The following is a 25,879-nucleotide window of genomic DNA, read 5'->3' as shown; positions in this document are numbered from 1 at the left end:
GAGCTTCCAGCGAAGCCCGGGCGGCATGTCGGGGCGAACCTAGTCGTCCTGCCCCAGCTTTGGCGCGGCGCGATGCAAAGCCAGTTCAGCGCCCGAGAATTTGAACGGCGACCGGATGCCCGGCACCCCGTCCAGTTCGACCTTCATGCCACGCGCGATGACTTGGGGGTCTTCGAACATATCGGCCATGTCGTTGATCGGCCCGGCTGGCACGCCCTCTGCCTCGCAGGCGGCGAGCAGGTCGTCGCGGGTGCGTTGGCTGGTAGCCCCGTTCAGACGGCGGATCATCTCGGGCCGGTTGGCGACGCGGTCGGCGTTCTTGGCATAGTCCGCCGAGGTTGCCATATCATCCAACCCCAGCATCCGGCACAGCCGCTGGAACTGCCCGTCATTGCCCGTCGCGATGATCAGATGCCCGTCAGAGGATGTGAACACCTCGTAGGGGGTCAGGTTCGGGTGTGCATTGCCCATCCGCGTCGGCGCATTGCCCGTGGTCAGATAGTTCATCGCCTGATTGCCCGTGACCGCAACAGCGCAATCCAGCAGTGCCATGTCAATATGCTGGCCCACGCCGGTCTGGCTGCGCTGGTGTACCGCTGCCAGAATGGCCGTGGTGGCATAGACGCCGGTAAAGATATCGGTGATCGCCATGCCGTGTTTCTGCGGCTGACGGTCGGGTTCACCCGTGATCGACATCAGGCCGGACATGCCTTGGATGATGAAATCATAGCCCGCGCGATGCGCATAGGGGCCGTCCTGCCCGAAACCGGTGATAGAACAATAGATCAGCTTGGGGAACTGCTTGGACAGGCTGGCGTAATCCATCCCGTATTTGGCAAGCCCGCCGGTTTTGAAATTCTCGATCAGGATGTCGGCATCGGCCAAAAGCTCTTTCATCTTGGCCTGACCTTCATCGGTGGTCAGATCGACAACAACCGAGGCTTTGCCCCGGTTGGCCGAGTGGAAATACGAGGCGGATTTATCTTCCCCGCGCTCGATGAACGGAGGCCCCCACTGGCGGGTGTCGTCGCCCGCCGGGCTTTCGACCTTGATCACCTCGCAGCCGAGATCCGAAAGCGTCTGACCGGCCCAAGGGCCTGCCAGAATACGTGCCAGCTCAATAACCTTGAGCCCTGCCAGCGGGGCCGCCATTATTCTTCCAGCGCCGCGTCGATGATCTCTTTCATCTCGGCATAGGGCATGTTGGAGTATTTCTTGCCGTTGATGATGAAGCTTGGCGTGCTGTTGATGTCATCCGCCTTCTGGTTTTCTTCCCACCATGCGACCAGCGACTGTGCTTTTTCACCGTCTTGCAGACAGGCGTCCAGTTCAGCATTGTCGAGACCGGCCAAACGGCCGATTTTGCGCAGCTCTTCGACGATCGCGGCAGGCTCTCCGGCGCGGACCCATTCGGACTGACCGGCATAGATCATGTCGGTAATGCCAAAGAACTTGTCCTCGCCACCGCAGCGCGACACCATCGACGCCCAAAGGCCGTAGCGATCAAAATAGACCTCGCGGTAGGTGAAGCCGATTTTGTCGTTGTCGATGTAATCCGCCTTGAGCTGCTGGAACGGGCCTTGGTCAAAGGCGGCGCAGTGCGGGCAGGTGTAGGATGCGTATTCGATGATCTGGACCGCTGAATCGGGGTTGCCCAATGTCATGTCCCGAATTTCGGTGGTTGCAGCAGGCGCATCTGCCTCTGCCATGTCGGCTGACTGTGCGTTGGCCGCGCTCACCAGCGGGTTGATCGGTGTGCTGTTCACGGCATTTGTACCGCTGAAAGCGTACCAGCCACCTGCGGCAGCTACGGCAACAGCCGCAAGGATGGGGAATGTCGGTTTCATGTGATTTCCTTTTTCAGCGTTTGGTCTTGTTCAATATGTTCTCGCCCAGACGTGCAAGTGCATCGCGCAGGGCCTCGTTCGCGACAGGGCTGACGGTTTCGGCAGCACGCTGTTGCAAGACGGGGTCGTTCGGCGGTTCGGGATGGGTCTTAGGTTGCGGCGCAAAAGCGACCTGGCCTTCGGCAAAGCCGGTGGCAGCCGTCTGGGTCACCCGCACCCGCGCAATCGCGTTGAACCCGTAGATGGCGTTCACCTTGGCGCGCAGCTGTTCCTTCTGCATCTCCAGCATCGGCGCATTTGCCCCTGTCGTCAGCAAGGTCAGCGTTGCCCCCATACCGCCGCGGCCATAGCTGACCTCGACAGGGCGCGAGATGGCCGCGACGTCCTGACCGACGATTTCGGCCCATTGGGTCAACAGACGGGATTGGGCAAAGCCGCGAGTCTCGCTCGCCTGACGGATCTTGGCCGAAAGCAGGCTATCCGTCCTTTTGAACCCTTTTGTACTGGTACGCCGTGGCGCCATGACTATCTTTCCCGAATGACTAGCCACAACATAGCGATCCCGCCTCGTATCACCAGCCATACCCAACCGAAAAGGTTATAAACATTGCGTGACACCGACCCCTCCGGCGACCTCCCGCTGATCCTTCTGGAATGGTACGATGTCCATGCGCGTGCGATGCCTTGGCGCGTGCCGCCAGCGGCGCGGGCGGCGGGCGTGCGCCCCGATCCCTACCGCATCTGGCTAAGCGAGGTGATGCTGCAACAAACCACCGTCGCAACCGTGCGCGACTACTTCCAGCGGTTCACCGCGCGCTGGCCGACGGTCGCTGATCTGGCAGCGGCTGCGGATGCGGATGTGATGGGAGAATGGGCCGGATTGGGCTATTACGCCCGTGCCCGCAATCTGCTGAAATGCGCCCGCGCTGTGGTGGCCGATCATGACGGCCGGTTCCCCGCCGACCACGCGGCCTTGCTAAAGCTGCCAGGGATTGGCCCTTATACCGCTGCGGCCGTATCCTCTATCGCGTTTGACCTGCCCTTCACCGTGCTGGATGGCAATGTCGAACGGGTGATGGCGCGGCTCTATGACATCCACACCCCCCTGCCCGCTGCCAAGCCCGAGCTGATGACACGTGCAGAGGCGCTGACCCCAACCACCCGCCCCGGAGATTACGCCCAAGCGGTGATGGATCTGGGGGCCACGATCTGCACCCCCAAATCCCCGGCCTGCGGCATTTGTCCGTGGCGCGATCCCTGCCTTGCCCGCCGCAATGGCACGGCGGCCGAACTGCCCAAGAAGACACCGAAGAAGCCGAAGCCGATCCGGCATGGCACGGTCTATCTGGGGCAGCGCGCGGATGGCGCCTGGCTGCTTGAGACGCGCCCCGACAAAGGGTTGCTGGGCGGTATGCTCGGTTGGCCCGGCACGGACTGGATCGAGGCAGACGGCCCGCGCCCCGCAGGCACACCGCCTGCCCCCGCCGACTGGCAGCCCCTTGCAGGGGAGGTGCGGCACACGTTCACGCATTTTCACCTGATGCTGACCGTCATGCACGCGCCCCTAACGAATGACACGGTGCCAGCACGCGGACACTTTGTCGTGCGGGATGATTTCCGCCCCTCGGACCTGCCCACGGTGATGCGCAAAGCCTATGACTTGCTACGTTAGCGGCGGCGCGGCATAGTTTGTCGCAGCCAAAGCTGTGCCCGACCCCTTGGGCCAGATAACCCGAAAAGGCCGTGCAGCATGACCTCGCCCACCACAAACATAAGCACCGACCAGCTGTCGCAGTTCCGGCGTGCGCTGCCTTTTGCCCTGTCCTTTGCGCTGATCCCGCTGGTCTGGGTCTCAGCCACCGTCGGCGGCTGGACCGTGCTCCTGATGCCGCTGGTCACATGGTATCTGTTTTCGATCATCGACGCGATCGCGGGGCTGAACCTTGATAACGCCGATCCGGACGCGTCAGACGGCGACCTGTTCTGGTATCGCATGATCACGACCGCGTGGATGCCGGTGCAGTTTCTCACGCTCTTCGGGTTGCTATGGTACGTGCCACAGGCCGCGCATCTGTCCGGCTGGGAGAAAGCCGCCGTCTTCTTCGGCGTCGGCGTCATGACGGGCACCATCGGGATCAACTACGCCCACGAGCTGATGCACCAACGCAATAGACGCGAACGCTTCTGGGCCGATGCGCTGCTGGCGATGGTGCTGTATTCCCACTTCCGGTCTGAACATCTGCTGGTGCACCACCGCTATGTCGCCACCCCGCGCGATCCGGTGACCGCACGCTATAACGAAGGGTTCCACCGCTTTTACCCGCGCGTCCTGCGGCAATCGCTGGTGTCCAGCTTTCAGGCCGAAAAAGCGATGCTGGCACGCAAGGGCAAACCCTGGACCGACCTGAGCAACCCGTTTTTCAAATATGGGGCGCTGCAAGCAGGCTGTCTGATCCTCGCCGTGGTCCTTGGCGGCTGGGTCGGTCTGGGCCTGTTCCTGCTGCAAGCGGGCGTGGCGATCTGGCAGCTTGAGCTGGTGAATTACATCGAACACTACGGTCTGACGCGCAAACATCTGGATGACGGCAAATATGAACACGTCCAGCCGCGTCATTCGTGGAACGCGGCGCATATGGCGTCCAACTGGCTGCTGATCAATCTGCAACGCCATTCCGACCACCACTACAAACCCGACCGGCGGTTTCCCGTGCTGCAAACCTATGGCGACGCAGAAGCGCCGCAATTACCCTATGGCTACCCCGTCATGACAATGGCCGCGATGATGCCCTGGGTCTGGCGGCGTGTGATGAACCCTCGGGTGCGGGAATGGCGCCGGACCTACTACCCCGAGATCACGGACTGGGCCGAGTATAACGCGGGCAAGACCCCCTATCCCCGCTGAACATCGCTGAACCTTCCTGACCGCCTGAAACGAAAAAGACCCCGCCAATGAAAGGCGGGGCCAAGGTGAGTGTCCTTATGGGCACGCCTTCTCATGAGGCGGCAAGGACACCGGCGGTGTTCGTAAATAGGGTGTGAAAGTGGGGAGAGGCCTAGTTGGCCATCTCTGCCCGGATCTGCTGGCGCAAGATATCGATCGGCACGCGTTTGCCGTCTTTCTTGTAGCACCAATATGTCCAACCATTGCAGCTTGGCGCTTTCTCGTACGCCGCACCAACTTGGTGGATCGATCCTTTGACCTCGTTCCCGACAAGCGTGCCATCGGCACGAACCTTGGCGGAATACCGGCCGTTCAGGGAATAAAGCTCTTCGCCCGGGCGCAGCATGCCACGTTCAACCAGCTGGCCAAACGGCACGCGCGGCTCGGCGCGCTTCGAGGTGGTGGTCTGCAACGCTTCCTTATCGAACTTGCGCACGGATTTGATCCGCTTTTCGGCAACCTTGCGATACGCCTCTTCCCGTTCGATCCCGATAAAGTCGCGGCCCAGCATCTTGGCCACGGCACCTGTGGTGCCTGTGCCAAAGAACGGATCAAGCACGACATCACCGGGGTTGGTGGACCCTACAAGAATACGGTGCAACAGGCTTTCGGGCTTTTGCGTCGGATGCGCTTTATCGCCCATCTCGTCCTTCAGACGTTCGTGGCCGGTGCAGATCGGCAGCACCCAATCACTGCGCATCTGGATACCTTCGTTCAGCGCTTTCAACGCTTCGTAGTTGAAGGTGTATTTGGAATTCTCGTCCTTGCCGGCCCAGATCATGGTTTCATGCGCATTGGTAAAGCGCTTGCCGCGAAAGTTCGGCATCGGGTTCGACTTGCGCCACACCACGTCGTTCAAGATCCAGAAACCCGCATCCTGCAATGCGGCACCAACGCGGAAAATATTGTGATAGCTGCCAATGACCCAGATCGCGCCATTGGGTTTCAACAGACGCCGCGCGGCTTTCAGCCATTCGCGGGTAAACTTGTCATAGACGGCAAAGCTGGAAAACTGGTCCCACGCATCATCGACCGCATCCACCTTTGAATTGTCGGGGCGATGCAAGTCGCCACGCAACTGCAGGTTATAGGGGGGATCTGCAAAGATAAGGTCCACCGACTCTGCCGGAAGCGCATTCATCGCTTCGATACAGTCGCCAGAAATGATCGTGTTTAAAGGGAGTGCTGCCGCACCCTTGGTCATCGTCTTCATAATAGCTGCCTCTTGCCCGGCACATTGTGTGCTCTTGGTTATCCACAAGATGCCCCGACAGACGATTCCTGGTCAATTTCTTTTTTGAATCAAGTGGTTAGTTATTTATCTTGATACAACATGTTGTGTACGGGTTTGAACAAACGTCTATGGTGTGGGGTCACACCAATTTTCTGCAACGCCTCCATGTGCTTTTTCGACCCGTATCCCATGTTGGTTTCCCAGCCATATCCGGGGTGCTGTTGCGCCAAGGACAACATGACACAATCTCGACATATTTTGGCCGCAATTGAGGCCGCGGAAATCGACTGCGACCGGGCGTCTCCCTTGATCACGGTTTCGGCAGGCAAGGTCAGATCGCGCGGGATCATATTGCCGTCGATCAACGCATAATCGGCGGGGGTCTTCAGCCCCTCCAGCGCGCGCAGCATGGCAAGGTGGCTCGCCCTCAGGATGTTAAGCTCTTCAATCTCTTCGACCGAGGCATGGGCAACGCTGACATCCGCAACCTGCAAAAGCTCTTCATACAGGCGTTCTCGCGCAGGTTTGGTCAGCTTTTTTGAATCGTTCAGCCCTTCGGGAATGCGATCCGGGTCCAGCACCACGGCAGCGGCAGTGACCGGCCCCGCCAAGGGCCCGCGCCCCACCTCGTCCACGCCGGCGACCCGCTCAAAGCCGCGCGCATGGGCGGCCCGTTCAAATTCAAAATCTGGTTTCATGACCCGTGAAAACCCCAACCCGCGCCAAAGCTCAAGCCCCGCCCAAGCGAATTGTGACCTTGCGAAGACTGCGATGTCACAATCGCAAAAGATATCCACAGCACATAAGAAAGGGAGGGATGCCCGAACATCCCTCCCTTCCCCACCCGAGAGCATCGAAATGCCCCCGGTATTGGCACGCTGAGATTAACCGCGCGCCAAACTGTATCCCGCGCCGCGCAGGCAGCGGGCGTCATATCCATAGCGGGTGCCCCGATGGGTCCGGATCTGCTGCGCGCATTGCCGCGGCAGACGGTTGGCATGACGGAAATTATTCTCAAGACAGCGGCGGCCGAACATCAGCACCTGACCGCGACGCGTGTCGAAGCTCTGGAAACACTGTTTGGGCAGCAGCTTGGCGTTGGCATGGGTGTGATGCTGCTTGCGCTTGTAGCCCTTGGGCAGCGGACGCGGCTCTACCCGGTGGCGCGATTGCGGCGCGCGGTAGACGGGCACGCGCTCGGCCCGTTGAGTGCGTGGGGCGCGGTACACAGTGTTTGGCGCATGGCGGTGCTTTGATACTTCCTGCCGTGCACGTTCTTCGTCGCGCTTGTTCTTGTCGTGAATGATCTTGCCGACAATGGCCACGCCCAGAACACCGACCGCGATTTTCGCCAGATCCCTGTTGCGGTCGCCCGCCGCGGCGGGGGCAGCAGTAAAGGCGGTGATAGCGACGGCTGCGGCTGCAATCGAGGCGATGAATTTATGGTGCAATGTAAAGCGCATTGTCTGATCCTTTCGGTTGGGGGCAACATGGGAAGCACCCCATGCAAAGCCATCAAGAGCGAGGCCGTGGGATCAAACTGGCCGCACCCCCCTCAGACAGGCAATAACACCCCCCTGTTATCGAATAACAAAGCGGTACAGACCCAATGGATATTGAATATCCGCCCGGATAGGCGCAGTCTGATCGTCATGAAACACATCCTCCTTTCCCTGGCTGCTGCGGGGCTTCTGGCCCTCTCCGCCCCCTCTGCCCAAGCGGCGGAATGTTTTGCCGATTACAAGGCAAAGCAGGAAAACCCCTTGCGCCTGCATTATGGTGTGGCGCAGGTATCCGGTGACTGCAGCCGTGCCTCGGCGCAGGCCCAATTGACGGACCGGCTGGCTGCACATGGCTGGACGTTGCTGACGATCGTCTCTGTCTTTGGCAAGGATGGCCTAAACCAAAGGAAAGCGAGTGCCGGACCAAATTTCCTCCGCTTCTGAGATGCGCCGCACGGGCGGGCGTTTTGTCGGCGGTGGTATCGCGGCCGTTGTGGCGATCATTCTGATCGGCGCAGGGCTGTTGCTATGGGCCTTGCCCGACGCCAATGCCTTTAACGCGCAGGTTGAACGCATCTTTGTCGAGAACGACGATCTGACGACTCAGGCCGAAATCAAACTGCTTGAAATTCTCGCACAATCGGGCACCGCGTTTTCCGAAACCCTGTCGAGCTACCGGATCGTGATCATCGTGCTGCTGGTCTTTGCGACGGCCATGCTGGTCGCTGCGCTGGTGTTCCTGATCATGCTCGTGGGCTTCAACCGTCGCATGGCGCAGATCGAACGGGTGGGGATACAAGTAAACTCGCTCCTGATCAGCCGCGAGGAAAACACCGTCTATCTCAACAACCTCGGCTTCAAACTGACCGCCGCCGCGATGGAAACGATGTCGGTCCTTGCCGAAGCGCGCATGGATGACGACGTGCTCTCAGGCTCCGAGATCGAGGGCATGATCTCGGGCCGGACCGCCGCTGATTGCGACGAAGCAGCAGGGGCCACGCGCATCAAACGTCTGCGCGATACATTGGGCAATCAGATCGTGTCGGAACTGCTGGTCAAGAATATCGCGCGGCGCGGCTATATGCTGGCCATCGACAAAGACGTGATCAAGGTCATCTGACCTCTTCATTTTGCCCTGAAAACTCCGGGGGAGTCGCGCCTGCGCGACGGGGGCAGCGCCCCCTCTGCCCGGCCTCGTGCTATTCGCGAGGGTATCCCCGCCTTGTCGACCCGCGCTTTATCAACTCCACGTCGAGCCGGATATGCGGCGTTTGGATGGCCGCGCGGTCGGCGATTGCGTCCCGAAGCAGGGTCATTGCCCCTGCGCCGACCTCATAGCGCGGCGTCGCGACAGAGGTAATACCCGGGTTCAGGTGTCGCGACATTTCAAGGTCGTTGAAGCCGCAAATACCCAGATCGTTGGGGACGTTGATGCGACGGCGTTCGGCCTCGAACAGCGCGCCGGCGGCGAGGTCGTCGTTATTGCAGAACACAGCATCGGTGTCTGGCGCTTGCGCAAGAAGATCGCTCAGCAGTTGCCCGCCCATACCCACCGAGGACGGGTGGGTCGTCGTGATCACGCGGGTCGGGTCATACAGGCCGCGCGCCTGCGCTTCGGCTGTGAAACCCGCAAGCCGCGCCTGCGAGCGCGGGTCCATTCGCGCGCCCAGAAATCCGGGCTTTTTGTACCCCGCATCGATCAAGTGCCGCGTGCCTTCGACCGCACCATCGTAGTGTGAGAACCCGATCATGAGGTCAATCGGAGAGTCCGACACGTCCATAATCTGCACGACGGGACAGGGGGCGGACTTGAGCAGGGTCCGTGCGGCGTCGGTTTGGTCGATCCCTGCCACAATCAGCCCCGCAGGGCGCTGACGCAGGAAGGTACGCAAAAGGTTCTCTTCTTTGCTGGGGCTATAGCGGAAATTACCGATTTGCACCGATAAGCCTGACCCGTCGATCACATCGTAAACACCGCGCAAGACGTCAGAAAACACCGCGTTGGTCAGCGATGGGACCAGCAGACCCACCACATTTGTCCGCTCGGACGCAAGCGCCGAAGCGGCTTGATCCGGTACATACCCAAGCAGTTCGATCGCAGCCTGAACCTTCTTTCGCACGCCAGCCGAGACCATGTTCGGGGCACGAATCGTCCGCGATACCGTGATAGCGCTGACACCGGCCTCTGCCGCGACTTCATTCAACGTAACCCGCTTGTATTTAGTGTTCTTTTCCATGCGATAAAACCTATCACGTGCACAGGTCTTTGTGAATAGTTGACAGATGACAGCGCTGTCATTAGCGTCCGCCCATCGTCACCGTTTACGGTCACGACTTTTTAGGGAGGATAAACACATGCGCTTTACCGCTAGGCTTCTGGCCGCAACCGCACTTGTCAGCGCCGGGCTGGCCGGTGCCGCTGCTGCACAAGATTTTTCGCTCAAGTTCCAGTCATCTGATCCGGCAGGCAACGCCAACTTCTTGCTCCAGCAAGAATGGGCAAAAGACGTCGCCGCCAAAACCGACGGCCGCGTCGAGGTCGATCTGCTGCCCGTTGAAACAATCGTCGCCCATACTGAATCTCAGGATGCCGTGGCGGCTGGCATTATCGATGGCCACGTCACTGATACCTCTTATTTCGCAGGGAAAGAGCCGGCGTTTGGTCTGATTGCCAATCCGGTCGGGGCATGGTCAGACCCGCAGCAGATGTTCGACTTTATGGAGAACGGCGGCGGCAATGAGCTGATGAACGAAATGCTTGAACCCTACGGTTTGCACTTCATCGGCGCGACGACCCCCGGCCTCGAGGCGTTTTTGTCGAAGGTGCCGCTGGACGGTGTGGACGATCTGAAGGGGCTGAAAATGCGCGCGCCCGAAGGTATGGTGCAGAAAGTCTTTGCCGCAGCGGGCGCGTCTCCGGTCAACCTGCCTGGCTCCGAGGTGTTCACCTCGCTTGACAAGGGCGTGATCGACGCGGCGGATTATACCGTCTTCTCGACCAACCACGCGCAGGGCATGCATGACGTGGCGAACCATCCTGTATATCCCGGCTTCCACTCCATGCCGCTGGTCGAGGTGTCGATCAACAAAGGTGTATGGGATTCGATGCCCGAGGATATCCAAAGCGCATTGGTGGAGTCCGTAAAAGACTTCCGGCAGCTCCAGGTGTCGACCTTGGCCGAACGTGATATGGCCGCGGTGAAAGAAGCCGAAGCCAACGCCGATATCACCGTGCACAATTGGTCCGATGAAGAGCGTGCGAAATTCCGCGCCTTCGCCAAGACCGAATGGGAGAAGGCGGCCGAAGCATCCGACGCATCGCGCAAGGTCTATGACACGCTGACCGCCTATCTCGAAGAAAACGGGCTGCTGAAATAAGCGCCGAAGCACCAGCACCCTTCCGGACAGACCGGAGGGGTGAACGCTCGGGAGGGGCATATGCAAGACAGGACAGATCCCAACGTCGCGGCCAGCGCACCAGTGGATATTGACGCACCCAAGGGGGCGATCCCGGAGGCCGGGCTGCTAGGGCGCGGCATCGACCGGATCGGCATCCTTTTTGCCTTTGCGATCCTCGCCTCTGCCGCGATTCTCGGGATCGAGGTGGTCTTGCGCTATGTCTTTGACGCCCCCACGATCTGGGCGCATGAGACGGTGATCTTTCTGAACGCCACCGCTTTTGTTTACGGGGGGCTTTATGTGGTATCGCGGGATGCGCATATCCGTGTGGTCCTGATCTACGATTACCTGTCAGCCCCGTGGCGGCGCATTTTCAATGTGGTGATTTCGCTGGTCTGCCTCGTGGCGACGGCTTTCTTCGGCTGGGCCGCATGGCAAAGCCTTGTGCGTGCGGTCTGGACGCCAACCGGTGCGATCCGGCTGGAAAGCAGCGGCAGCGCATGGGATCCACCCACGCCGGGGATGCTTAAAATCTTTCTCTTTACAATTCTCGTGGTCATGGCCGTGCAGTTCGCTGTGCTTGCTTGGAACTACATGACAAAACAGGACCGGTGATGGACCTTCTCACAGCGCTGTTCGACTTTAAGGCCATGGGGATCGAAGTGGCGACAGGGGCGATGTTCGTCACCTTGTTCCTGCTGCTGATCACCGGCATGCCACTGGCTTTCGTGACCCTGCTCGTGGCGCTGATTTTTGCGCTTGGCTGGTTCGGGCCGATGGCCGTGCCGTTGATCACCAGCCGCATCTTCAGCTTCGTCAATTCCTTCGTCTTCGTATCCGTACCGATGTTCGTATTGATGGCCGCGATCCTGGATCGGTCGGGCATTGCACGCGATCTGTTCGACGCCATGCGCGTGGTCGGTGGCCGTCTGCGGGGCGGCATCGCGATCCAGACTTTGCTGGTCGCCGTGGTGCTGGCCGCCATGTCCGGCATCATCGGGGGCGAGGTGGTGCTGCTGGGTCTGCTGGCGCTGCCCCAGATGTTGCGGCTTGGCTATGACCGGCGTCTGGCCATCGGCGTCTGCTGCGCGGGCGGGGCCTTGGGGACAATGGTGCCCCCGTCCATCGTCTTGATCATCTATGGTCTGACGGCGTCCGTCTCTATCGGGGATCTGTTCACCGCGTCCTTCCTGCCCGGTCTGATGCTGGCAAGCTTCTATATCATCTACGTGCTGGTGCGGGCCTACATGAACCCCGACATCGCCCCGATCCCGGAACCGGACGAGACCTCGACAGCCGAGAAGATGCGTCTGCTCAAAGGGTTGATCTTGCCAATCATGGTGGTGATCTTTGTGCTGGGGTCGATCTATGGCGGCATTGCCTCGGTCACCGAAGCCTCTGCCATCGGGGTGATCGGCGTGACCCTGTCCACGATGATCCGCGGCGAATTCACCACAGAGCTGATGGTAGGCGCGGCCAAGCGGACGCTCGCGACCGTCGGGATGATCGTCTGGATCGGGATCGGTGCCTCGGCACTGGTCGGGGTCTTTAACCTGATGGGCGGCATCACCTTTGTCTCTAACCTGATCACCGGCGTGTCCGACAATCCAACCGTGATTGTCTTGTTCATGATGGCGATCCTCTTTGTCGTTGGAATGTTTCTGGACTGGGTAGGGATTGCGCTGCTGACCATGCCGATCTTTGTCCCGATCATTCGCGATCTTGGTCTTGATCCTGTGTGGTTCGGTGTGGTCTTCGCCATGAACATGCAGGTCAGCTTCCTGTCGCCGCCCTTTGGTCCCGCCGCCTTCTATCTCAAGTCGGTGACACCACCCGATATCTCTTTGGGAGAGATCTTTCGCTCTCTCCTGCCCTTCATTGCCCTTCAAATCCTCGCGCTCGCTATTCTCATTGCCTTCCCGGGCGTGACCGGCCGCTGAAAGACGAATTATGACCGACACCAAATCTCTGCGCTCCCGTAAGTGGTTCGACAATCTCGACGATCCGGAGATGACCGCGCTCTATATTGAACGCTACCTGAACTACGGGCTCACGCTTGAAGAACTGCGGTCAGGCAAGCCGGTGATCGGGATCGCGCAGACCGGCAGCGACCTGAGCCCTTGCAACCGCCACCATATCGAGCTGGCCAAACGGACCCGCGACGGGATCATCGCCGCCGGAGGCATTCCGATGGAAATTCCGGTGCATCCTATCCAGGAAACCGGCAAGCGTCCGACCGCGATGCTGGACCGTAACCTCGCCTATCTTAGCCTCGTCGAAAGCCTGTATGGCTATCCGATCGACGGCGTCGTGCTGACAATTGGCTGTGACAAAACCACGCCGGCGCTGCTGATGGCAGCGGCGACGGTGGGCATGCCCGCCCTGGCCTTTTCGGTCGGGCCGATGCTGAACGGCTGGCACCGGGGCGAACGTGCAGGATCGGGGTCGGTGATCTGGCAGGCGCGGCAAGAGCTGGCGGCCGGCACAATCGACGCCGAAGAATTCCTCGAGATCGCGGCCTCTTCCGCCCCCTCGGTCGGGTTCTGCAACACGATGGGCACCGCGTCGACGATGAACTCCCTGTCAGAGGCTTTGGGCATGCAGCTGCCCGGCGTTGCCTCTATCCCCGCCCCCTACCGCGAACGCGGGCAAGCGGCCTATCATACGGGAAAACGTATCGTTGATATGGTCCATGCAGACCTGCGCCCGGCCCAGATCATGACGCGCGAAGCCTTCGAGAATGCCATTGTCGTCAACTCCGCGCTTGGCGGTTCAACAAATGCGCCGATCCACCTCAATGCCATCGCCGCGCATCTTGGCATCGCGCTGAGCAACGGAGACTGGGAGGAATTCGGCCACGCCGTGCCACTCCTCGTCAATATGCAGCCGGTCGGCACCTATCTGGGCGAAGACTTCCACCGCGCGGGGGGCACAGCCGCTGTGATCGGTGAATTGTTGCGGGCCGGGCTTTTGCCACATCCCGATGCGCTGACTGTAACCGGTCAAACGATCGCCGAACTCTATACCGACACGCCAATCCTTGATGAGGATGTGATCCGCCGCGCGGCGTCACCGTTGAAACCCAATGCGGGTTTCCTGAACATGCGCGGCAATCTGTTCGACAGCGCCTTGATGAAAACCTCGGCCATCGACGCGGGCTTTCGGGCGCGCTATTTCTCGAACGCACAAGAGGCTTTCGAAGGCCGTGTCGCGGTATTCGACGGGCCAGAAGACTTTCACGCCCGCATCGATGACCCCGCGTTGGGGCTGACCGATGACAGTGTTCTGGTGATGCGTGGCGCAGGGCCCAAGGGCTATCCCGGCGGGGCCGAGGTGGTGAACATGCGCCCGCCAAGCTATCTGATCAAACAGGGGGTCCGCGCACTCCCCTGCATCGGCGACGGGCGGCAGTCGGGCACCTCTGGCTCGGCGTCGATCCTGAATGCGTCGCCCGAAGCTGCGGATGGGGGCGGGCTTGCGCTGTTGCAAGACGGCGATCCGATCCGCATTGACCTGAAACAGCGCCGCGTGGACGTGCTGCTGGACGAAACCGAGCTTGCCGCGCGCCGCGCTGCGCTGGACGCTGCGGGGGGCTATGCGCAGCCAGAAAGCCAATCCCCCTGGCAAGAGATCTTCCGCGAGAAAGTACGCCCCTTCTCTGAAGGTATGGTCTTTGAAGGTGCTACCGAATACCGCGACATCACAAGCCGCGGCCTGCCGCGCAACAACCACTGACCCCATGCGCGACTTCGAAATCATCTGCATTGGCGAACCGCTGGTCGAGTTCAACCAGATCAACGGGACGCAGTGGCATCAGGGGTTCGGTGGTGACGTGTCAAACGTCGCCATTGCCGCTGCCCGTCTCGGCGCGCGCAGCGCCATCGCAACGCGCTTGGGCGACGACGGTTTCGGGCAAGAGCTTCGCAATCTTTGGAGCCGCGAGGGCGTCGATGCCTCCTGCGTTGCGACGGACGCATCAGCTCCGACGGGGCTCTACTTCGTGCGGCACGGGTCAGATGGGCACCGGTTCGAATATCGTCGCGCAGGCTCTGCTGCCAGCCGAATGACCGCAGACAGCTTGCCTGTTGAGGCCATAGAGAGCGCCCGGTTCACCCATCTGTCCGGCATCACTCTGGCGATCAGTGCCAGCGCGCGCGATGCCGGTCTGGAGGCGATGCGTATCGCACGGGCGGCCGGACGGCAGGTGTCTTTCGATCCGAACTTGCGGCTGGCGCTCTGGCCCCTTGAGCAAGCCCGTTCCGTGATTACCCAAGCGCTCGGGCTGGCGGATATCGCGCTGCCGGGTCTGGATGACGCGCGCCAGATTACGGGGCTGGACACCCCCGAAGACATCGTGCGGGCATTTCATAAAATGGGGCCGGACATCGTCGCCCTGACCCTCGGAGAGGACGGCGCACTTCTGGGGCACGCCGGAGTGATAACGCATATCCCCGGTGTTCGGGTCACAGCCGTCGACGCCACAGGTGCCGGAGACTGTTTCGACGGGGCCTTCCTGACCCGCCTGTCAAAAGGCGACACCCCCGAAGCCGCCTGCCACTACGCCGTCGCGGCCTCTGCGCTGTCTGTCCAGGGCTACGGCGCCGTCGCCCCGCTGCCCACTGTTGCCGACATGGCGGCGGGTTAGGCAAACGTCTGCGCGACGGGGGCAGCGCCCCCTCTGGACACTCCGTGATGCTTGACCCTAGGGTACGCCGAAACAGCACCAAGGATCATGCCCATGCCAGCCCCCTTCAACGCGTTCAAACAGGCTTTGAAACAAGGCGATACCGTCTTTGGCTGCTGGTTGGGCCTTGCGGACACCTATAGCGCCGAACTGATGGGGACCGCCGGTTTTGACTGGCTGGTCATTGACGGAGAGCACGCGCCGAACGACCTGCGCTCTATCATGGCGCAGCTTCAGGTGCTTGAAGCCTCTGACAGCCACCCCGTCGTGCGCGTCCCCGTGGGGGAGACCTATCTGATCAAACAGATGCTGGATGCGGGGGCGCAGACCCTGCTGGTGCCGATGGTCGATAATGCCGATCAGGCCCGCCAGCTGGTGCGCGATGTCACCTATCCGCCTCACGGCGACCGCGGTGTCGGCTATGCGCTGACCCGCGCCGCGCGTTTCTCGCAGATCGCGGATTACGGCACCACGGCGGATGATGAGATCTGCCTGCTGGTGCAGGTCGAAAGCGTGAAGGGCCTTGAGAACCTGAATGCGATCCTCGCGGTCGACGGGATCGACGGCGTGTTCATCGGCCCTGCGGATCTGGCGGCTGATATGGGGTATATGGGCAATGCGCTTCACCCCGATGTACAAGACGCGATCATGACCGCACTTCACAAGATCCACGCGGCAGGTAAGGCACCGGGCATCTTGTCGACCCACGACGACATGACCCGCGACGCGCTTGAGGCCGGGGCGCAGTTTGTTGCGGTCGGGGCGGATGTTCTGCTGCTCAGCCACGCGGCGCAAGCGCTTGCGGGCAAATGGCGTGACACACTGACATGACACGCGGGGTAGCTTTGTTGGGGCTGGGCTATGTGCTCAGCCAGTTTTTCCGTGCCTTTCTGGCCGTGCTCAGCCCATCACTGCGCGTTGATCTGGGGGCCACGCCCGAAGACCTCGCCTTTGCGTCGGGGCTTTGGTTCTTCTCCTTTGCGGCGATGCAACTGCCTGTGGGATGGGCGCTGGATACAGTCGGGCCGCGGCGCACGGCGGCCAGCTTGCTGCTGGTGGGCGGAGGCGGCGGGGCGGCTTTGTTCGCGGTGGCGACGCAGCCGCTGCACATCAATCTGGCGATGGTCCTGATCGGGATCGGCTGTGCGCCGGTGTTGATGGGAGCCTACTATATCTTTGCGCGTGAATTCGCACCAAGCCGCTTTGTCGTGCTCGCCTCTGTCATGGTGGGCATCGGCACGCTTGGCAATCTCGTCGCCTCCTATCCGATGGCGATTGCGGCGGAAACGATCGGCTGGCGCGCGTCGCTTTGGGGGCTTTGCGCCATCACCACGCTGACGGCGATTGGCATCTGGAGCGTCGTGCGCGACCCCGCCACCCCCGAAGGGGAACAACGCGGCAGCCTACTTGGCGTGTTCAAGATCAAGGCGCTGTGGTTCATCTTTCCCATCATGAGCGTCAGCTACGCCCAGGTCGGCGCGTTGCGCGGGCTTTGGATCGGTCCCTATTTCGAGGATGTCTTTGCCGCGAACGCTCACCAGATCGGCTGGGCTACCCTGTTGATGGGGATCGCGATGGTAGCAGGCAGCCTCGCCTATGGCCCGCTGGACCGCGTGATCGGCAGCACGAAATGGGTGATTGTCGGGGGCACGGCGCTGAACCTCGCGGCCTTGGTGGCGCTTATGCTTTTCCCCGACAGCGGCATCATTCTTGCCACGGCGCTGATGGCCGCTGTCGGTTTCTTTGGCGCGACCTATGCGGTGATCATCGCCCACGGCCGCAGCTTTATGCCGCCGCAGCTCGTCGGGCGGGGCATGACCCTGTTGAACCTGTGCAGCATTGGCGGCGTTGGCGTGGCGCAGTTCCTGTCGGGGCGCGTCTATGCGGCCAGCCAGCCCGCCGTCACCGCGCAGGCCCCCTATGTGATGATTTTCACCCTGTTTGCCGCGCTCATGGCAGCGGGTCTGTTCGTCTACCTGTTTTCCCGCGATGCAGGCGAATAGGCCACGCCCCCTTCCCCCGCGGGCCCAAGCGGTATAAGAGGCCCGCACCATCACATTTTAGTATTGGAGTTTTAAGATGGGTTATCGCGTCGTCATCGCGGGTGCCACAGGCAATGTGGGCCGTGAAATGCTGAACATTCTGGCCGAGCGCCACTTCCCTGTAGACGAAATCGTGGCACTTGCCTCGCGCAAGTCTATGGGATCCGAAGTCAGCTTTGGCGACAAGACGCTCAAGACGAAAGACTTGGATACGTTCGACTTCACGGGCTGGGATATGGCGCTGTTCGCCGTCGGTTCGGAAGCGACCAAAAAATACGCGCCCAAGGCCGCCAAGGCCGGTTGCGTGGTCATCGATAACTCGTCGCTGTACCGCTACGATCCCGATATCCCGCTGATCGTGCCAGAGGTGAACGCTGACGCGATCCACGATTATTCCAAGAAAAACATCATCGCGAACCCGAATTGCTCGACCGCGCAGATGGTTGTCGCGCTCAAGCCGCTGCACGACCGCGCCACGATCAAACGTGTTGTCGTGTCGACCTACCAGTCGGTGTCCGGTTCGGGCAAAGACGGCATGGACGAACTGTGGGACCAGACCAAATCGATCTACAACCCCACCGACGACAAGCCCGCGAAGAAATTCACCAAACAGATCGCCTTTAACGTGATCCCGCATATCGACGTCTTCATGGACAGCGGTGACACGAAAGAAGAGTGGAAGATGATGGTAGAGACGAAGAAAATCGTCGATCCCAAAATCAAGGTCACAGCGACCTGTGTCCGCGTTCCGGTCTTCGTGGGCCACGCCGAATCGATCAACATCGAGTTCGAAGAGCATCTGGACGAGAACGAGGCCCGCGACATCCTGCGCGAAGCCCCCGGTATCATGGTCATCGATAAGCGCGAAGACGGTGGCTATGTCACCCCCGTTGAATGTGCGGGCGATTTCGCAACCTTCATCAGCCGCATCCGTCAGGACAGCACGATCGACAACGGTCTGAACCTGTGGTGTGTCAGCGACAACCTGCGCAAGGGTGCCGCATTGAACGCCGTGCAGATCGCGGAACTGCTGGGCCGCGAAGTTTTGAAAAAAGGCTAAGCGCCCCTTATCTTTATGTCGGGAAAGGCCAGTGCGATGCGCTGGCCTTTTTCATGTCCGGCATGTTCAGATCAACGCTGCCGCGGGCGCTCTGGCCATCAGGCGGCGCTCTGTTCGTCTGACAGCGTGGCAAAGTCGAACCACAGCTCTTGTTGCCGGTATCCGCCCTTGATCAGATGTCCGCGTCGCAGCACCTCGGGAAAGTCATCGGCCCAGTCACGGTAGCGGTCATTGCTCACGACAACCGCCCCCATCTCGCGCGCGGCGGTGAGGATGAAGGGATCGGCGGGCGATCCGCTTGGCACGACCATCACCTGATCCACCGGCAGCTTCAGCATCGCCGCCAGCGCCGCATCATCTTTGTAAGCGTTCGTCAGCAGATGCCCTGCGTTGGCATCAAAGACCACGCCTGTCTTGAAGCCGAGGTCTTTCAGGGTCCGCACCACGTCCTGCACTGGCGTGATCAGCGGCGTGCCGCCCCACCAGTACATGACGTTTGACCCGTCAATCACCACCGCCCCACGGGCACTGCGCCGGGATTGCCCCGCCAGCCAGACCCGGGCCTCGCGCAGGAGCAAGATGGCGCTGGCGATGGCACAAGGCCCCGCCAGCAAAACCAGATCCCCCCAAACCGGTTGGGAGGTCGCGATGACCGTACCAATAATCGACACGGTCAGCAAAAGCGCAGGAACGATCACGCGCAGGTGCCGCCGGAACCGTCCCTGTCAGACCGGCCCATTATACGGGCCGGAACATCTCTTTATCGGCGCTATAGCACTCAAGCCCGCCCTCGCCGATGTTGTGCCACAGGCCGTGCAACGTCAGCTCGCCCGCTTTGACCTGCTGCGCAACAAAGGGGAACGTCATCAGGTTCTCAAGAGAGGTCATAACAGCGTGTTTCTCAAGCTGGCGCGCCTGCTCTTTCGGGTCTTCGATGTCCGATACCGCATCGTACTTAGGGCGCAGGATATCCATCCACCGACCGACGAAGCTGTCTTTAGCATCCAGCGCTGGCGCGTTGCCTTTGCACATGTCCAGACAGCCCTGCACACCGCCACAGCTGGAGTGACCGAGCACGATAACATGCGCGACTTTCAACGACTGAACCGCATATTCAACCGCGGCCGACGTCCCGTGCTGCTGCCCGTCAGGCTGGTAAGGTGGCACCAAGTTGGCGATATTACGGTGAATAAAGAATTCACCCTGATCCGCCCCAAAGATCGATGTTACATGCACGCGGCTATCGCAGCACGAAATGATCATCGCACGAGGATGCTGCCCGTCGGTGGCCAAACGGCGGTACCATGCCTCGTTTTCAGCGTAACTGGTTGCTTTCCATCCGTGATACCGTTGAACCAGATAATTCGGGAGCGGTTTCGCGTTATCCATCTCTGTCTCGCCTTTACTAAATTTTAGCCAAAATACTCTGAATTCGCATCGTATTCGAGCGAAAACGCACACGGCCGTAAACGAATTGGACATCAATTGGCCGACATAGTGCAGATGCGCTGTGGGGGCGTAATGATGAGGTGACTCTAATGTATGTATTGCAAATGCGGCCTGTCGAACAAGTCCGCGTAGATCAGGAACGTCTGGGTATCCTGTATGACCAACTGGGTGAATCAGGGGCCGAAGATGTCGTCTGTCGCGCGATGGAGGAATTGGCCCTGCGCATGTCCCACTGCGACCGTCTGTATCAGGCATCCAACTGGCTTGAGCTGCGTAAAAACTGCCGGTCGCTGATTGCGATTGCCGAACAGGTGGGGCTGCAAAAGCTGGCAAACGTCGCGGGGGATGTGATCTGCGCGATTGACCAGAACAGTCACGTCGCGATCGGGGCGACGCTCACGCGGCTGATCCGCATCGGCGAACGGTCGCTGACCGCGATCTGGGACACACAGGATGTGACCCTTTGACGGGCTTGCAGCGCCACAGGATACGTCTAGGCTGCGCGCGACTATCACGCACGAAAGGCCCAGCCCTATGTCCGCTCTCTTCGCCGACCCCTCCGCCGCTGCGATCCCGCTGCATCTGATTGCCTCCGATGCCCTGCCTGACTGGCTCGAGGGGCAATCCGATGCCACACGCACTTGGGTCGCGGCACAAGGGTTTACCGGCGCGTTGGGGCAGGCGTTGACGCTGCCGGGCGAAGATGGCGCGCTGCGTATGGCTCTGGCGGGCTACGGCACGGCCAGCGCCCGCAAACGGGGGCGCTTCCATCTGGCAGGTGCCGCGGCAAAGCTGCCCAAGGGCGACTATGACCTGCACGCCGACCTGCCCGCGGCAGAGCGCGCGGTGGAGGCTCTGGGGTGGCTGCTCGCGTCCTATCGGTTTGACCGCTACGCCTCGCAATCTCCGATGGCCGCCCGCCTTGTTGCGCCCGCTGGGATCGACGCCGATCACATCCGCGCCCTCGCCGAAGGGGAGATGCTGACCCGTGACCTGATCAACACGCCCGCCTCGGATATGGGCCCGCCCGATCTGGAAGCCGCAGCGCGAAAACTGGCAGATCAACACGGGGCGCAGATCTCTGTCATCACGGGCGACGATCTGTTGGCACAGAACCTGCCGCTGATCCATACCGTCGGCCGCGCCGCCGACCGCGCGCCCCGGCTGATCGACCTGACCTGGGGCAAAACCGGGAAAAAGCTGACGCTGGTGGGCAAAGGCGTGTGTTTTGACACCGGTGGGCTGAACCTGAAACCCGGCGCGTCGATGGGTCTGATGAAAAAGGATATGGGTGGCGCGGCGGCGGTACTGGGTCTGGCGCATATGATCATGGCCACGGGGATGGACCTGCAACTGCGCGTGCTGATCCCCGCGGTTGAAAACGCGGTCTCCGGCAATGCTTTCCGCCCCCAAGACATCCTGACCTCGCGCAAAGGCCTCACGGTCGAGATCAACAATACCGACGCCGAAGGCCGGTTGGTGCTGGCCGATGCGCTGGCACTCGCGGACGAGGACAAGCCCGATCAGATTATCTCTATGGCGACGCTGACCGGTGCCGCACGGGTCGCCGTGGGCCCCGATCTTGCCCCCTATTTCAGCGACGATCCCGATTTCGTCGCCGCGTTGGAATCCGCTGCCGCCACCCACGCCGACCCCGTCTGGCGTATGCCCTTCCACACGCCCTACGAGCCGCTGATCGAACCCGGTATCGCCGATCTGGATAACGCCCCCTCTGGCGGGTTCGCAGGCTGTATCACCGCCGCGCTGTTTCTGCGTCGTTTCGTCACCGACAGCCCCTATGCGCATTTCGACATCTACGGCTGGCAACCAAGCGCCGCCCCTGCCCGCGCCAAAGGCGGCGTTGGTCAGGCCACACGCGCGTTGCATGCCAGCCTCGGGGCGATCTTGTCAAAATGACCGACCGACGCCTGCATCCCGACCCCAAGCGGATCACCGAAAAGACAGCGGCGCAGATCACCCTTCCGGTCGTTGATCTGAACCGCAGTCCCGACGGCCCCCGCGACCGGCAAGCGCTCTACGGTGAGGCGCTGACCGTGCTTCATCGCACCGATGGCACCGCCTATGTGCAACTGACCAAGGACAACTACTGCGGTTACATATCCGAAACCGCCATCGGCCCTGCGGTCCCCCCGACTCACGTCGTCACCGCACCCGCCACCCACGCCTATACGCGTGCCGATCTGAAATCACCGGATGTCAGCAGCCTCAGCTTTGGCAGCCGCGTTATGGTGACTGGAACGGAAGGCCGATTTGCCCAGACCTCGCTTGGCCACATCCCGACCCAGCACCTCGCCCCGCTGCCGCACGCTTTCCCGGACCCCGCCGCCGTGGCAGAGCTGTTTCTCGGCACGCCCTACCTCTGGGGCGGGAACAGCCGCTGGGGGATCGATTGCTCGGGCCTCGTTCAGGCCGCCTTCCTCGCCTGCGGCATTCCCTGCCCCGGTGACAGCGACCAGCAGCAGATCAGCGTTGCCGACACCGTGGCAGGTGCAGGCCCCGTCCCGCGCGACATCCGACGCAATGACCTCCTGTTCTGGAAAGGCCATGTGGCGCTGGTCCTCGACCCCGCCACCATGATCCACGCCAATGCGCATCATATGGCCGTCACCCGCGAACCCATCCAGGACGCGCTGACCCGTATCGCCAAAACCGACGGCCCGCTGACCGGGCACAAACGGCTCAGCCCTTCCAAATGGCCTTAAATCCATCCGCCCCCTCGACCAGCGCGGCGGTCTAGGGGTCGACGGCGCGGATCATCTTGCGTTCCAGCACGCGCAGCACGGCAGCCAGATCCTGACCGCGGCGCAGCACCTGCCCATTGGCCCCGATCACCGCGTACATCCCCTGCTTTAGCCGCAGCTTGGGGCGTTTCTCGATCCGGTAAAGCGGCATCTCTGCAGTGCGTCTGAAGATTGAAAACACCGCGACCTCGCGCAGCGAAGAGATTCCATAGTCGCGCCATTCCCCCGCCGCGACCATGCGCCCATAAAGCGACAGGATCGGGCCAAGCTCCGTCCGGTGAAAGGAAACCTGTTCGGGCGCGCGTTCATTCTGCGGGTGTGAGGGATGAATATGCACTGTCATGTTTTGACAGTTGCGCCCTTCGCCGCTCAAATCAAGAGAGCCGCCGATCAATTCTCTTGAAAGCGTTACATTATCTGTGCAAGCATCCAAATTGTGAAACATAAAGGCCCGCCATGACCCCGCAACTCCGCGCCGAAAAATCCGCCGCTGCCATGTGGTCCACCGATACGGCCAGCCAATCTCTGGGGATGCGCATCGACCATATCGCACCCGGCGCGGCGGATCTGTCGATGGTGGTCACCGCGGCCATGTTGAACGGCCACGGCATCGCCCACGGCGGGTATATCTTCACCCTCGCCGACAGCGCCTTTGCCTTCGCCTGCAACAGCTACAACCAGCTTGCCGTCGCCCAGCAGAACCAGATTTCCTACCTCGCACCGGGGAAGGCTGGCGAACGGCTGCACGCGGCGGCACGCGAACAATCCAGAACCGGACGCTCCGGCGTCTATGACGTGACAGTCACGGGGGAGGACGGGCGCACCATCGCCTTGTTCCGTGGCCTGTCACGCACCATCAAAGGCCACCATTTCGAGGAGGAAATGACCCCATGAAAGACCTCACGCCTGCCCGATCATCGCTTGACCCGATCGAGCTTGCCAGCCGCGATGAAATCAGCGCCCTGCAACTGGAGCGGCTGAAAAAATCCCTGCACCACGCCTATGCGAATGTGCCTTTCTACCGTCAAAGCTTTGATGCCGCGGGCGTCCACCCCGACGACTTGAACGACCTGAGCGATCTGGCGAAATTCCCCTTCACCGTAAAAACCGACCTGCGCGACAATTACCCCTTCGGGATGTTCGCCGTGCCCCGCGACCAGCTGGCGCGCATCCATGCGTCCTCGGGCACCACCGGCCAGCCGACGGTCGTGGGCTACACCAAGAATGACCTCGCCAATTGGGGCAGTGTCATGGGGCGGTCCTTGCGCGCGGCAGGGCTGAAACCCGGCGACATGCTGCATAACGCCTATGGCTACGGGCTGTTTACCGGAGGGTTGGGGGTGCATCTGGGGGCGGATAGCCTTGGGCTAAGCACCGTACCGATCTCGGGCGGGATGACCCCGCGACAGGTCCGCCTGATCGAGGATTTCAAACCCGACGGCATCACGGTCACACCCTCTTATGCGCTGTCGATCCTGGATGAATACGCGCGTCAGGGCATCGATCCGCGCCAGTCTTCGCTGCAAGTAGGTATCTTCGGGGCCGAACCCTGGACCAATGCCATGCGGCTCGAGATTGAACAGGCGTTTGATATGCACGCTGTCGATATCTATGGCCTGTCCGAGATTATGGGCCCCGGCGTATCCTGCGAATGTGTTGAAACCAAAGACGGTTTGCACATCTGGGAGGATCATTTCTACCCCGAGGTCATCAACCCCGAAACCGGGCAGCCCGTGGCCGATGGCGAACAGGGGGAGCTGGTCTTTACCTCGCTCACCAAAGAGGCGTTTCCCATCATCCGTTACCGCACCCGCGATCTGACCCGCCTGCTCGCCGGCACCGCCCGCAGCATGCGCCGGATGGAGAAAGTCACCGGCCGCAGCGACGACATGATCATCCTGCGCGGCGTCAACGTCTTCCCCACCCAGATCGAAGAGGCGCTGATGGCCACCCCCGGTCTCGCCCCACATTTCCAGATCGAGCTCAGCAAGCCCGACCGCATGGATCAGATGCGGGTGCTGTGCGAATGTGTCGACGCCACCGTCGACGATGCCGCCAGGCAAACAGCGGCACAGCAGCTGGCCGCGCAGATCAAGGAAACCGTGGGCATCAGCGTGATGATCGACGTGGGCGATGTGAACACCATCACCCGTTCCGAAGGCAAAGCGGTGCGGATTATCGACAACCGGCCCAAGGGCTAAGCCGCATAGCGCGCCAGAAACATATCGACCGCGCTGTCTACCACGCGGTCGATCTCTGCCTGAGAAATCCTGTCGATGATCCCAAAGGTCAGTCGCAGCCAGACATCCCCCTTGCAGAGCTCTCCGAATTGGTCGGCCGCCAGTAGCGGGTCCTCCATACGCAGCTGCCCACGCGCGACAGCGGTCTCGAAATACCCCGCCATCTCGCGCCGGACCACAGCTGGGCCGGAATTATAAAAGCGCTGGCCAAGCTCGGGGAAGCGGTCACATTCGGCCACGCATAGGCGAAACATCTGCTGACCAAAGGTCGATGTGATGAACCCTAGCAGATGCCGACCGGCCAGCCCCAGCACCACACGCGGCGGCGCATCGGTGTCGATACTATCGAAAGCCTGCCGTGACTGGCGGGCACATTCGGTATCGGCGACCTCCATGAACAACAGGCGTTTGTCGGGGAAATAGCTGTACAGTGTCGCCTTGGACACGCCGGCGGCACGGGCAATCGCATCAACGCTCGCGCCCTCAAACCCGTCTGCCATGAAGACATCACGCGCCCCCGCAAGAACCTGATCGAATTTACGGCCCTTACGAACCTTGGTCTGGTCACTGGTCATGAAGGCTCCGGCAGTTTGAAAGGCAGAGTATAAACTGAACCGTTCAGTTCCAAGTCCCAAATGCAGCCTCCACCCCAAAGCCTGTGTATTTGCGTCACAGCACTGTTGCCCCGTTGCACGAAGCACAGCCAGCCGCTACCAATT

The 25,879-nt window shown here is 61.0% G+C and carries 28 protein-coding genes; 17 read left to right on the top strand and 11 right to left on the bottom strand.

Going from position 1 to position 25,879, the window contains the following annotated elements; all coding sequences use genetic code 11:
* Positions 1 to 39: 39 nt before the first annotated feature.
* From IV89_RS02910 to IV89_RS02900, 3 genes are read right to left on the bottom strand one after another with little or no spacing between them, the layout of a single operon-like run.
* Entirely contained in the window at positions 40 to 1,152 is a 1,113-nt protein-coding gene (locus IV89_RS02910) for a CaiB/BaiF CoA-transferase family protein (RefSeq protein WP_005850400.1), read from the bottom strand.
* Positions 1,152 to 1,847: a DsbA family protein gene (locus IV89_RS02905; RefSeq protein ID WP_037942680.1), complete on the bottom strand. Its 696-nt coding sequence runs from the start codon at positions 1,845 to 1,847 to the stop codon at positions 1,152 to 1,154. The genes IV89_RS02910 and IV89_RS02905 overlap by 1 nt, the downstream gene beginning before the upstream one ends.
* Positions 1,848 to 1,860: 13 nt before the next feature.
* Entirely contained in the window at positions 1,861 to 2,370 is a 510-nt protein-coding gene (locus tag IV89_RS02900) for a DciA family protein (protein ID WP_005850403.1), read from the bottom strand.
* Positions 2,371 to 2,454: 84 nt separating this feature from the next.
* On the opposite strand from IV89_RS02900, the gene IV89_RS02895 reads away from it, so the two are divergent.
* Both IV89_RS02895 and IV89_RS02890 read left to right on the top strand, forming a co-directional pair.
* The gene (locus IV89_RS02895) at positions 2,455 to 3,519 is read left to right on the top strand and encodes an A/G-specific adenine glycosylase (RefSeq protein WP_037942678.1); all 1,065 of its coding nucleotides are present in this window, start codon (positions 2,455 to 2,457) and stop codon (positions 3,517 to 3,519) included.
* 78 nt (positions 3,520 to 3,597) lie between these two features.
* Positions 3,598 to 4,749 (top strand): alkane 1-monooxygenase, encoded by a 1,152-nt coding sequence (locus IV89_RS02890; RefSeq protein WP_037942676.1) that lies wholly within the window; start codon positions 3,598 to 3,600, stop codon positions 4,747 to 4,749.
* A gap of 151 nt (positions 4,750 to 4,900) precedes the next feature.
* Here IV89_RS02890 and IV89_RS02885 read toward each other — a convergent pair whose 3' ends face one another.
* The 3 genes from IV89_RS02885 to IV89_RS02875 form a co-directional block, all read right to left on the bottom strand.
* A complete protein-coding gene (locus IV89_RS02885) occupies positions 4,901 to 6,001 on the bottom strand; it encodes a site-specific DNA-methyltransferase (protein WP_005850409.1) in 1,101 nt (366 codons plus the stop codon).
* 101 nt (positions 6,002 to 6,102) lie between these two features.
* On the bottom strand, positions 6,103 to 6,720 hold the full coding sequence (locus IV89_RS02880; protein ID WP_037942886.1) for a ribonuclease HII: 618 nt from the start codon (positions 6,718 to 6,720) through the stop codon (positions 6,103 to 6,105).
* A gap of 186 nt (positions 6,721 to 6,906) precedes the next feature.
* On the bottom strand, positions 6,907 to 7,485 hold the full coding sequence (locus IV89_RS02875; protein WP_037942674.1) for a hypothetical protein: 579 nt from the start codon (positions 7,483 to 7,485) through the stop codon (positions 6,907 to 6,909).
* Between the two features lie 189 nt (positions 7,486 to 7,674).
* Between IV89_RS02875 and IV89_RS02870 the strand changes: the two genes are divergently transcribed.
* Both IV89_RS02870 and IV89_RS02865 read left to right on the top strand, forming a co-directional pair.
* Complete coding sequence (locus IV89_RS02870; protein ID WP_005850413.1) at positions 7,675 to 7,968, top strand: hypothetical protein; 294 nt, start codon at positions 7,675 to 7,677, stop codon at positions 7,966 to 7,968.
* On the top strand, positions 7,940 to 8,644 hold the full coding sequence (locus IV89_RS02865) for a hypothetical protein (protein WP_235183736.1): 705 nt from the start codon (positions 7,940 to 7,942) through the stop codon (positions 8,642 to 8,644). The genes IV89_RS02870 and IV89_RS02865 overlap by 29 nt, the downstream gene beginning before the upstream one ends.
* Positions 8,645 to 8,723: 79 nt before the next feature.
* Here IV89_RS02865 and IV89_RS02860 read toward each other — a convergent pair whose 3' ends face one another.
* Complete coding sequence (locus IV89_RS02860; RefSeq protein WP_037942667.1) at positions 8,724 to 9,761, bottom strand: LacI family DNA-binding transcriptional regulator; 1,038 nt, start codon at positions 9,759 to 9,761, stop codon at positions 8,724 to 8,726.
* Positions 9,762 to 9,879: 118 nt separating this feature from the next.
* On the opposite strand from IV89_RS02860, the gene IV89_RS02855 reads away from it, so the two are divergent.
* From IV89_RS02855 to IV89_RS02820, 8 genes are all read left to right on the top strand, one after another.
* Positions 9,880 to 10,902 (top strand): TRAP transporter substrate-binding protein, encoded by a 1,023-nt coding sequence (locus tag IV89_RS02855; protein ID WP_037942665.1) that lies wholly within the window; start codon positions 9,880 to 9,882, stop codon positions 10,900 to 10,902.
* Between the two features lie 60 nt (positions 10,903 to 10,962).
* Positions 10,963 to 11,538, top strand: a complete 576-nt coding sequence (locus IV89_RS02850) for a TRAP transporter small permease (protein ID WP_037942663.1) — start codon at positions 10,963 to 10,965, stop codon at positions 11,536 to 11,538.
* The gene (locus IV89_RS02845; RefSeq protein ID WP_037942660.1) at positions 11,538 to 12,863 is read left to right on the top strand and encodes a TRAP transporter large permease subunit; all 1,326 of its coding nucleotides are present in this window, start codon (positions 11,538 to 11,540) and stop codon (positions 12,861 to 12,863) included. Before IV89_RS02850 ends, IV89_RS02845 begins: the two co-directional genes overlap by 1 nt.
* Before the next feature lie 10 nt (positions 12,864 to 12,873).
* A complete protein-coding gene (locus IV89_RS02840) occupies positions 12,874 to 14,658 on the top strand; it encodes an IlvD/Edd family dehydratase (protein WP_005850424.1) in 1,785 nt (594 codons plus the stop codon).
* Between the two features lie 4 nt (positions 14,659 to 14,662).
* The gene (locus tag IV89_RS02835; RefSeq protein ID WP_037942657.1) at positions 14,663 to 15,568 is read left to right on the top strand and encodes a sugar kinase; all 906 of its coding nucleotides are present in this window, start codon (positions 14,663 to 14,665) and stop codon (positions 15,566 to 15,568) included.
* A 93-nt stretch (positions 15,569 to 15,661) separates the two neighbouring features.
* Positions 15,662 to 16,438, top strand: coding sequence for an HpcH/HpaI aldolase/citrate lyase family protein (locus IV89_RS02830; RefSeq protein ID WP_037942656.1), 777 nt, complete (start codon positions 15,662 to 15,664; stop codon positions 16,436 to 16,438).
* The gene (locus tag IV89_RS02825; protein ID WP_037942654.1) at positions 16,435 to 17,610 is read left to right on the top strand and encodes an MFS transporter; all 1,176 of its coding nucleotides are present in this window, start codon (positions 16,435 to 16,437) and stop codon (positions 17,608 to 17,610) included. The genes IV89_RS02830 and IV89_RS02825 overlap by 4 nt, the downstream gene beginning before the upstream one ends.
* A 76-nt stretch (positions 17,611 to 17,686) precedes the next feature.
* Positions 17,687 to 18,709 carry an aspartate-semialdehyde dehydrogenase gene (locus IV89_RS02820; RefSeq protein ID WP_005850430.1) on the top strand — a complete coding sequence of 341 codons (1,023 nt, stop codon included), beginning with the start codon at positions 17,687 to 17,689 and terminating at the stop codon, positions 18,707 to 18,709.
* A gap of 98 nt (positions 18,710 to 18,807) precedes the next feature.
* On the opposite strand, the gene IV89_RS02815 is transcribed toward IV89_RS02820, so the two are convergent.
* On the bottom strand, positions 18,808 to 19,407 hold the full coding sequence (locus tag IV89_RS02815) for a hypothetical protein (protein ID WP_037942652.1): 600 nt from the start codon (positions 19,405 to 19,407) through the stop codon (positions 18,808 to 18,810).
* Positions 19,408 to 19,447: 40 nt separating this feature from the next.
* Positions 19,448 to 20,098: a carbonic anhydrase gene (locus IV89_RS02810; protein ID WP_005850433.1), complete on the bottom strand. Its 651-nt coding sequence runs from the start codon at positions 20,096 to 20,098 to the stop codon at positions 19,448 to 19,450.
* A gap of 149 nt (positions 20,099 to 20,247) precedes the next feature.
* On the opposite strand from IV89_RS02810, the gene IV89_RS02805 reads away from it, so the two are divergent.
* From IV89_RS02805 to IV89_RS02795, 3 genes are all read left to right on the top strand, one after another.
* Complete coding sequence (locus IV89_RS02805) at positions 20,248 to 20,625, top strand: hypothetical protein (protein WP_005850435.1); 378 nt, start codon at positions 20,248 to 20,250, stop codon at positions 20,623 to 20,625.
* 67 nt (positions 20,626 to 20,692) lie between these two features.
* A complete protein-coding gene (locus IV89_RS02800) occupies positions 20,693 to 22,075 on the top strand; it encodes a leucyl aminopeptidase family protein (protein ID WP_037942650.1) in 1,383 nt (460 codons plus the stop codon).
* On the top strand, positions 22,072 to 22,881 hold the full coding sequence (locus tag IV89_RS02795) for a C40 family peptidase (protein ID WP_037942648.1): 810 nt from the start codon (positions 22,072 to 22,074) through the stop codon (positions 22,879 to 22,881). Before IV89_RS02800 ends, IV89_RS02795 begins: the two co-directional genes overlap by 4 nt.
* A 31-nt stretch (positions 22,882 to 22,912) precedes the next feature.
* On the opposite strand, the gene IV89_RS02790 is transcribed toward IV89_RS02795, so the two are convergent.
* Positions 22,913 to 23,263 carry a DUF2794 domain-containing protein gene (locus IV89_RS02790; RefSeq protein ID WP_037942884.1) on the bottom strand — a complete coding sequence of 117 codons (351 nt, stop codon included), beginning with the start codon at positions 23,261 to 23,263 and terminating at the stop codon, positions 22,913 to 22,915.
* A 113-nt stretch (positions 23,264 to 23,376) separates the two neighbouring features.
* Between IV89_RS02790 and paaI the strand changes: the two genes are divergently transcribed.
* On the top strand, positions 23,377 to 23,814 hold the full coding sequence (gene paaI, locus IV89_RS02785; protein WP_037942645.1) for a hydroxyphenylacetyl-CoA thioesterase PaaI: 438 nt from the start codon (positions 23,377 to 23,379) through the stop codon (positions 23,812 to 23,814).
* Positions 23,811 to 25,121 (top strand): phenylacetate--CoA ligase PaaK, encoded by a 1,311-nt coding sequence (gene paaK / locus IV89_RS02780; RefSeq protein WP_037942643.1) that lies wholly within the window; start codon positions 23,811 to 23,813, stop codon positions 25,119 to 25,121. Before paaI ends, paaK begins: the two co-directional genes overlap by 4 nt.
* Here the strand turns inward: paaK and IV89_RS02775 are convergent.
* On the bottom strand, positions 25,118 to 25,735 hold the full coding sequence (locus IV89_RS02775; RefSeq protein ID WP_037942640.1) for a TetR/AcrR family transcriptional regulator: 618 nt from the start codon (positions 25,733 to 25,735) through the stop codon (positions 25,118 to 25,120). The genes paaK and IV89_RS02775 overlap by 4 nt on opposite strands.
* Positions 25,736 to 25,879: the final 144 nt, after the last annotated feature.

The organism is Sulfitobacter sp. CB2047 (genome assembly GCF_000735125.2).
Lineage (GTDB): Bacteria > Pseudomonadota > Alphaproteobacteria > Rhodobacterales > Rhodobacteraceae > Sulfitobacter > Sulfitobacter pontiacus.
This window is presented reverse-complemented; position numbering and strand designations above follow the sequence as displayed.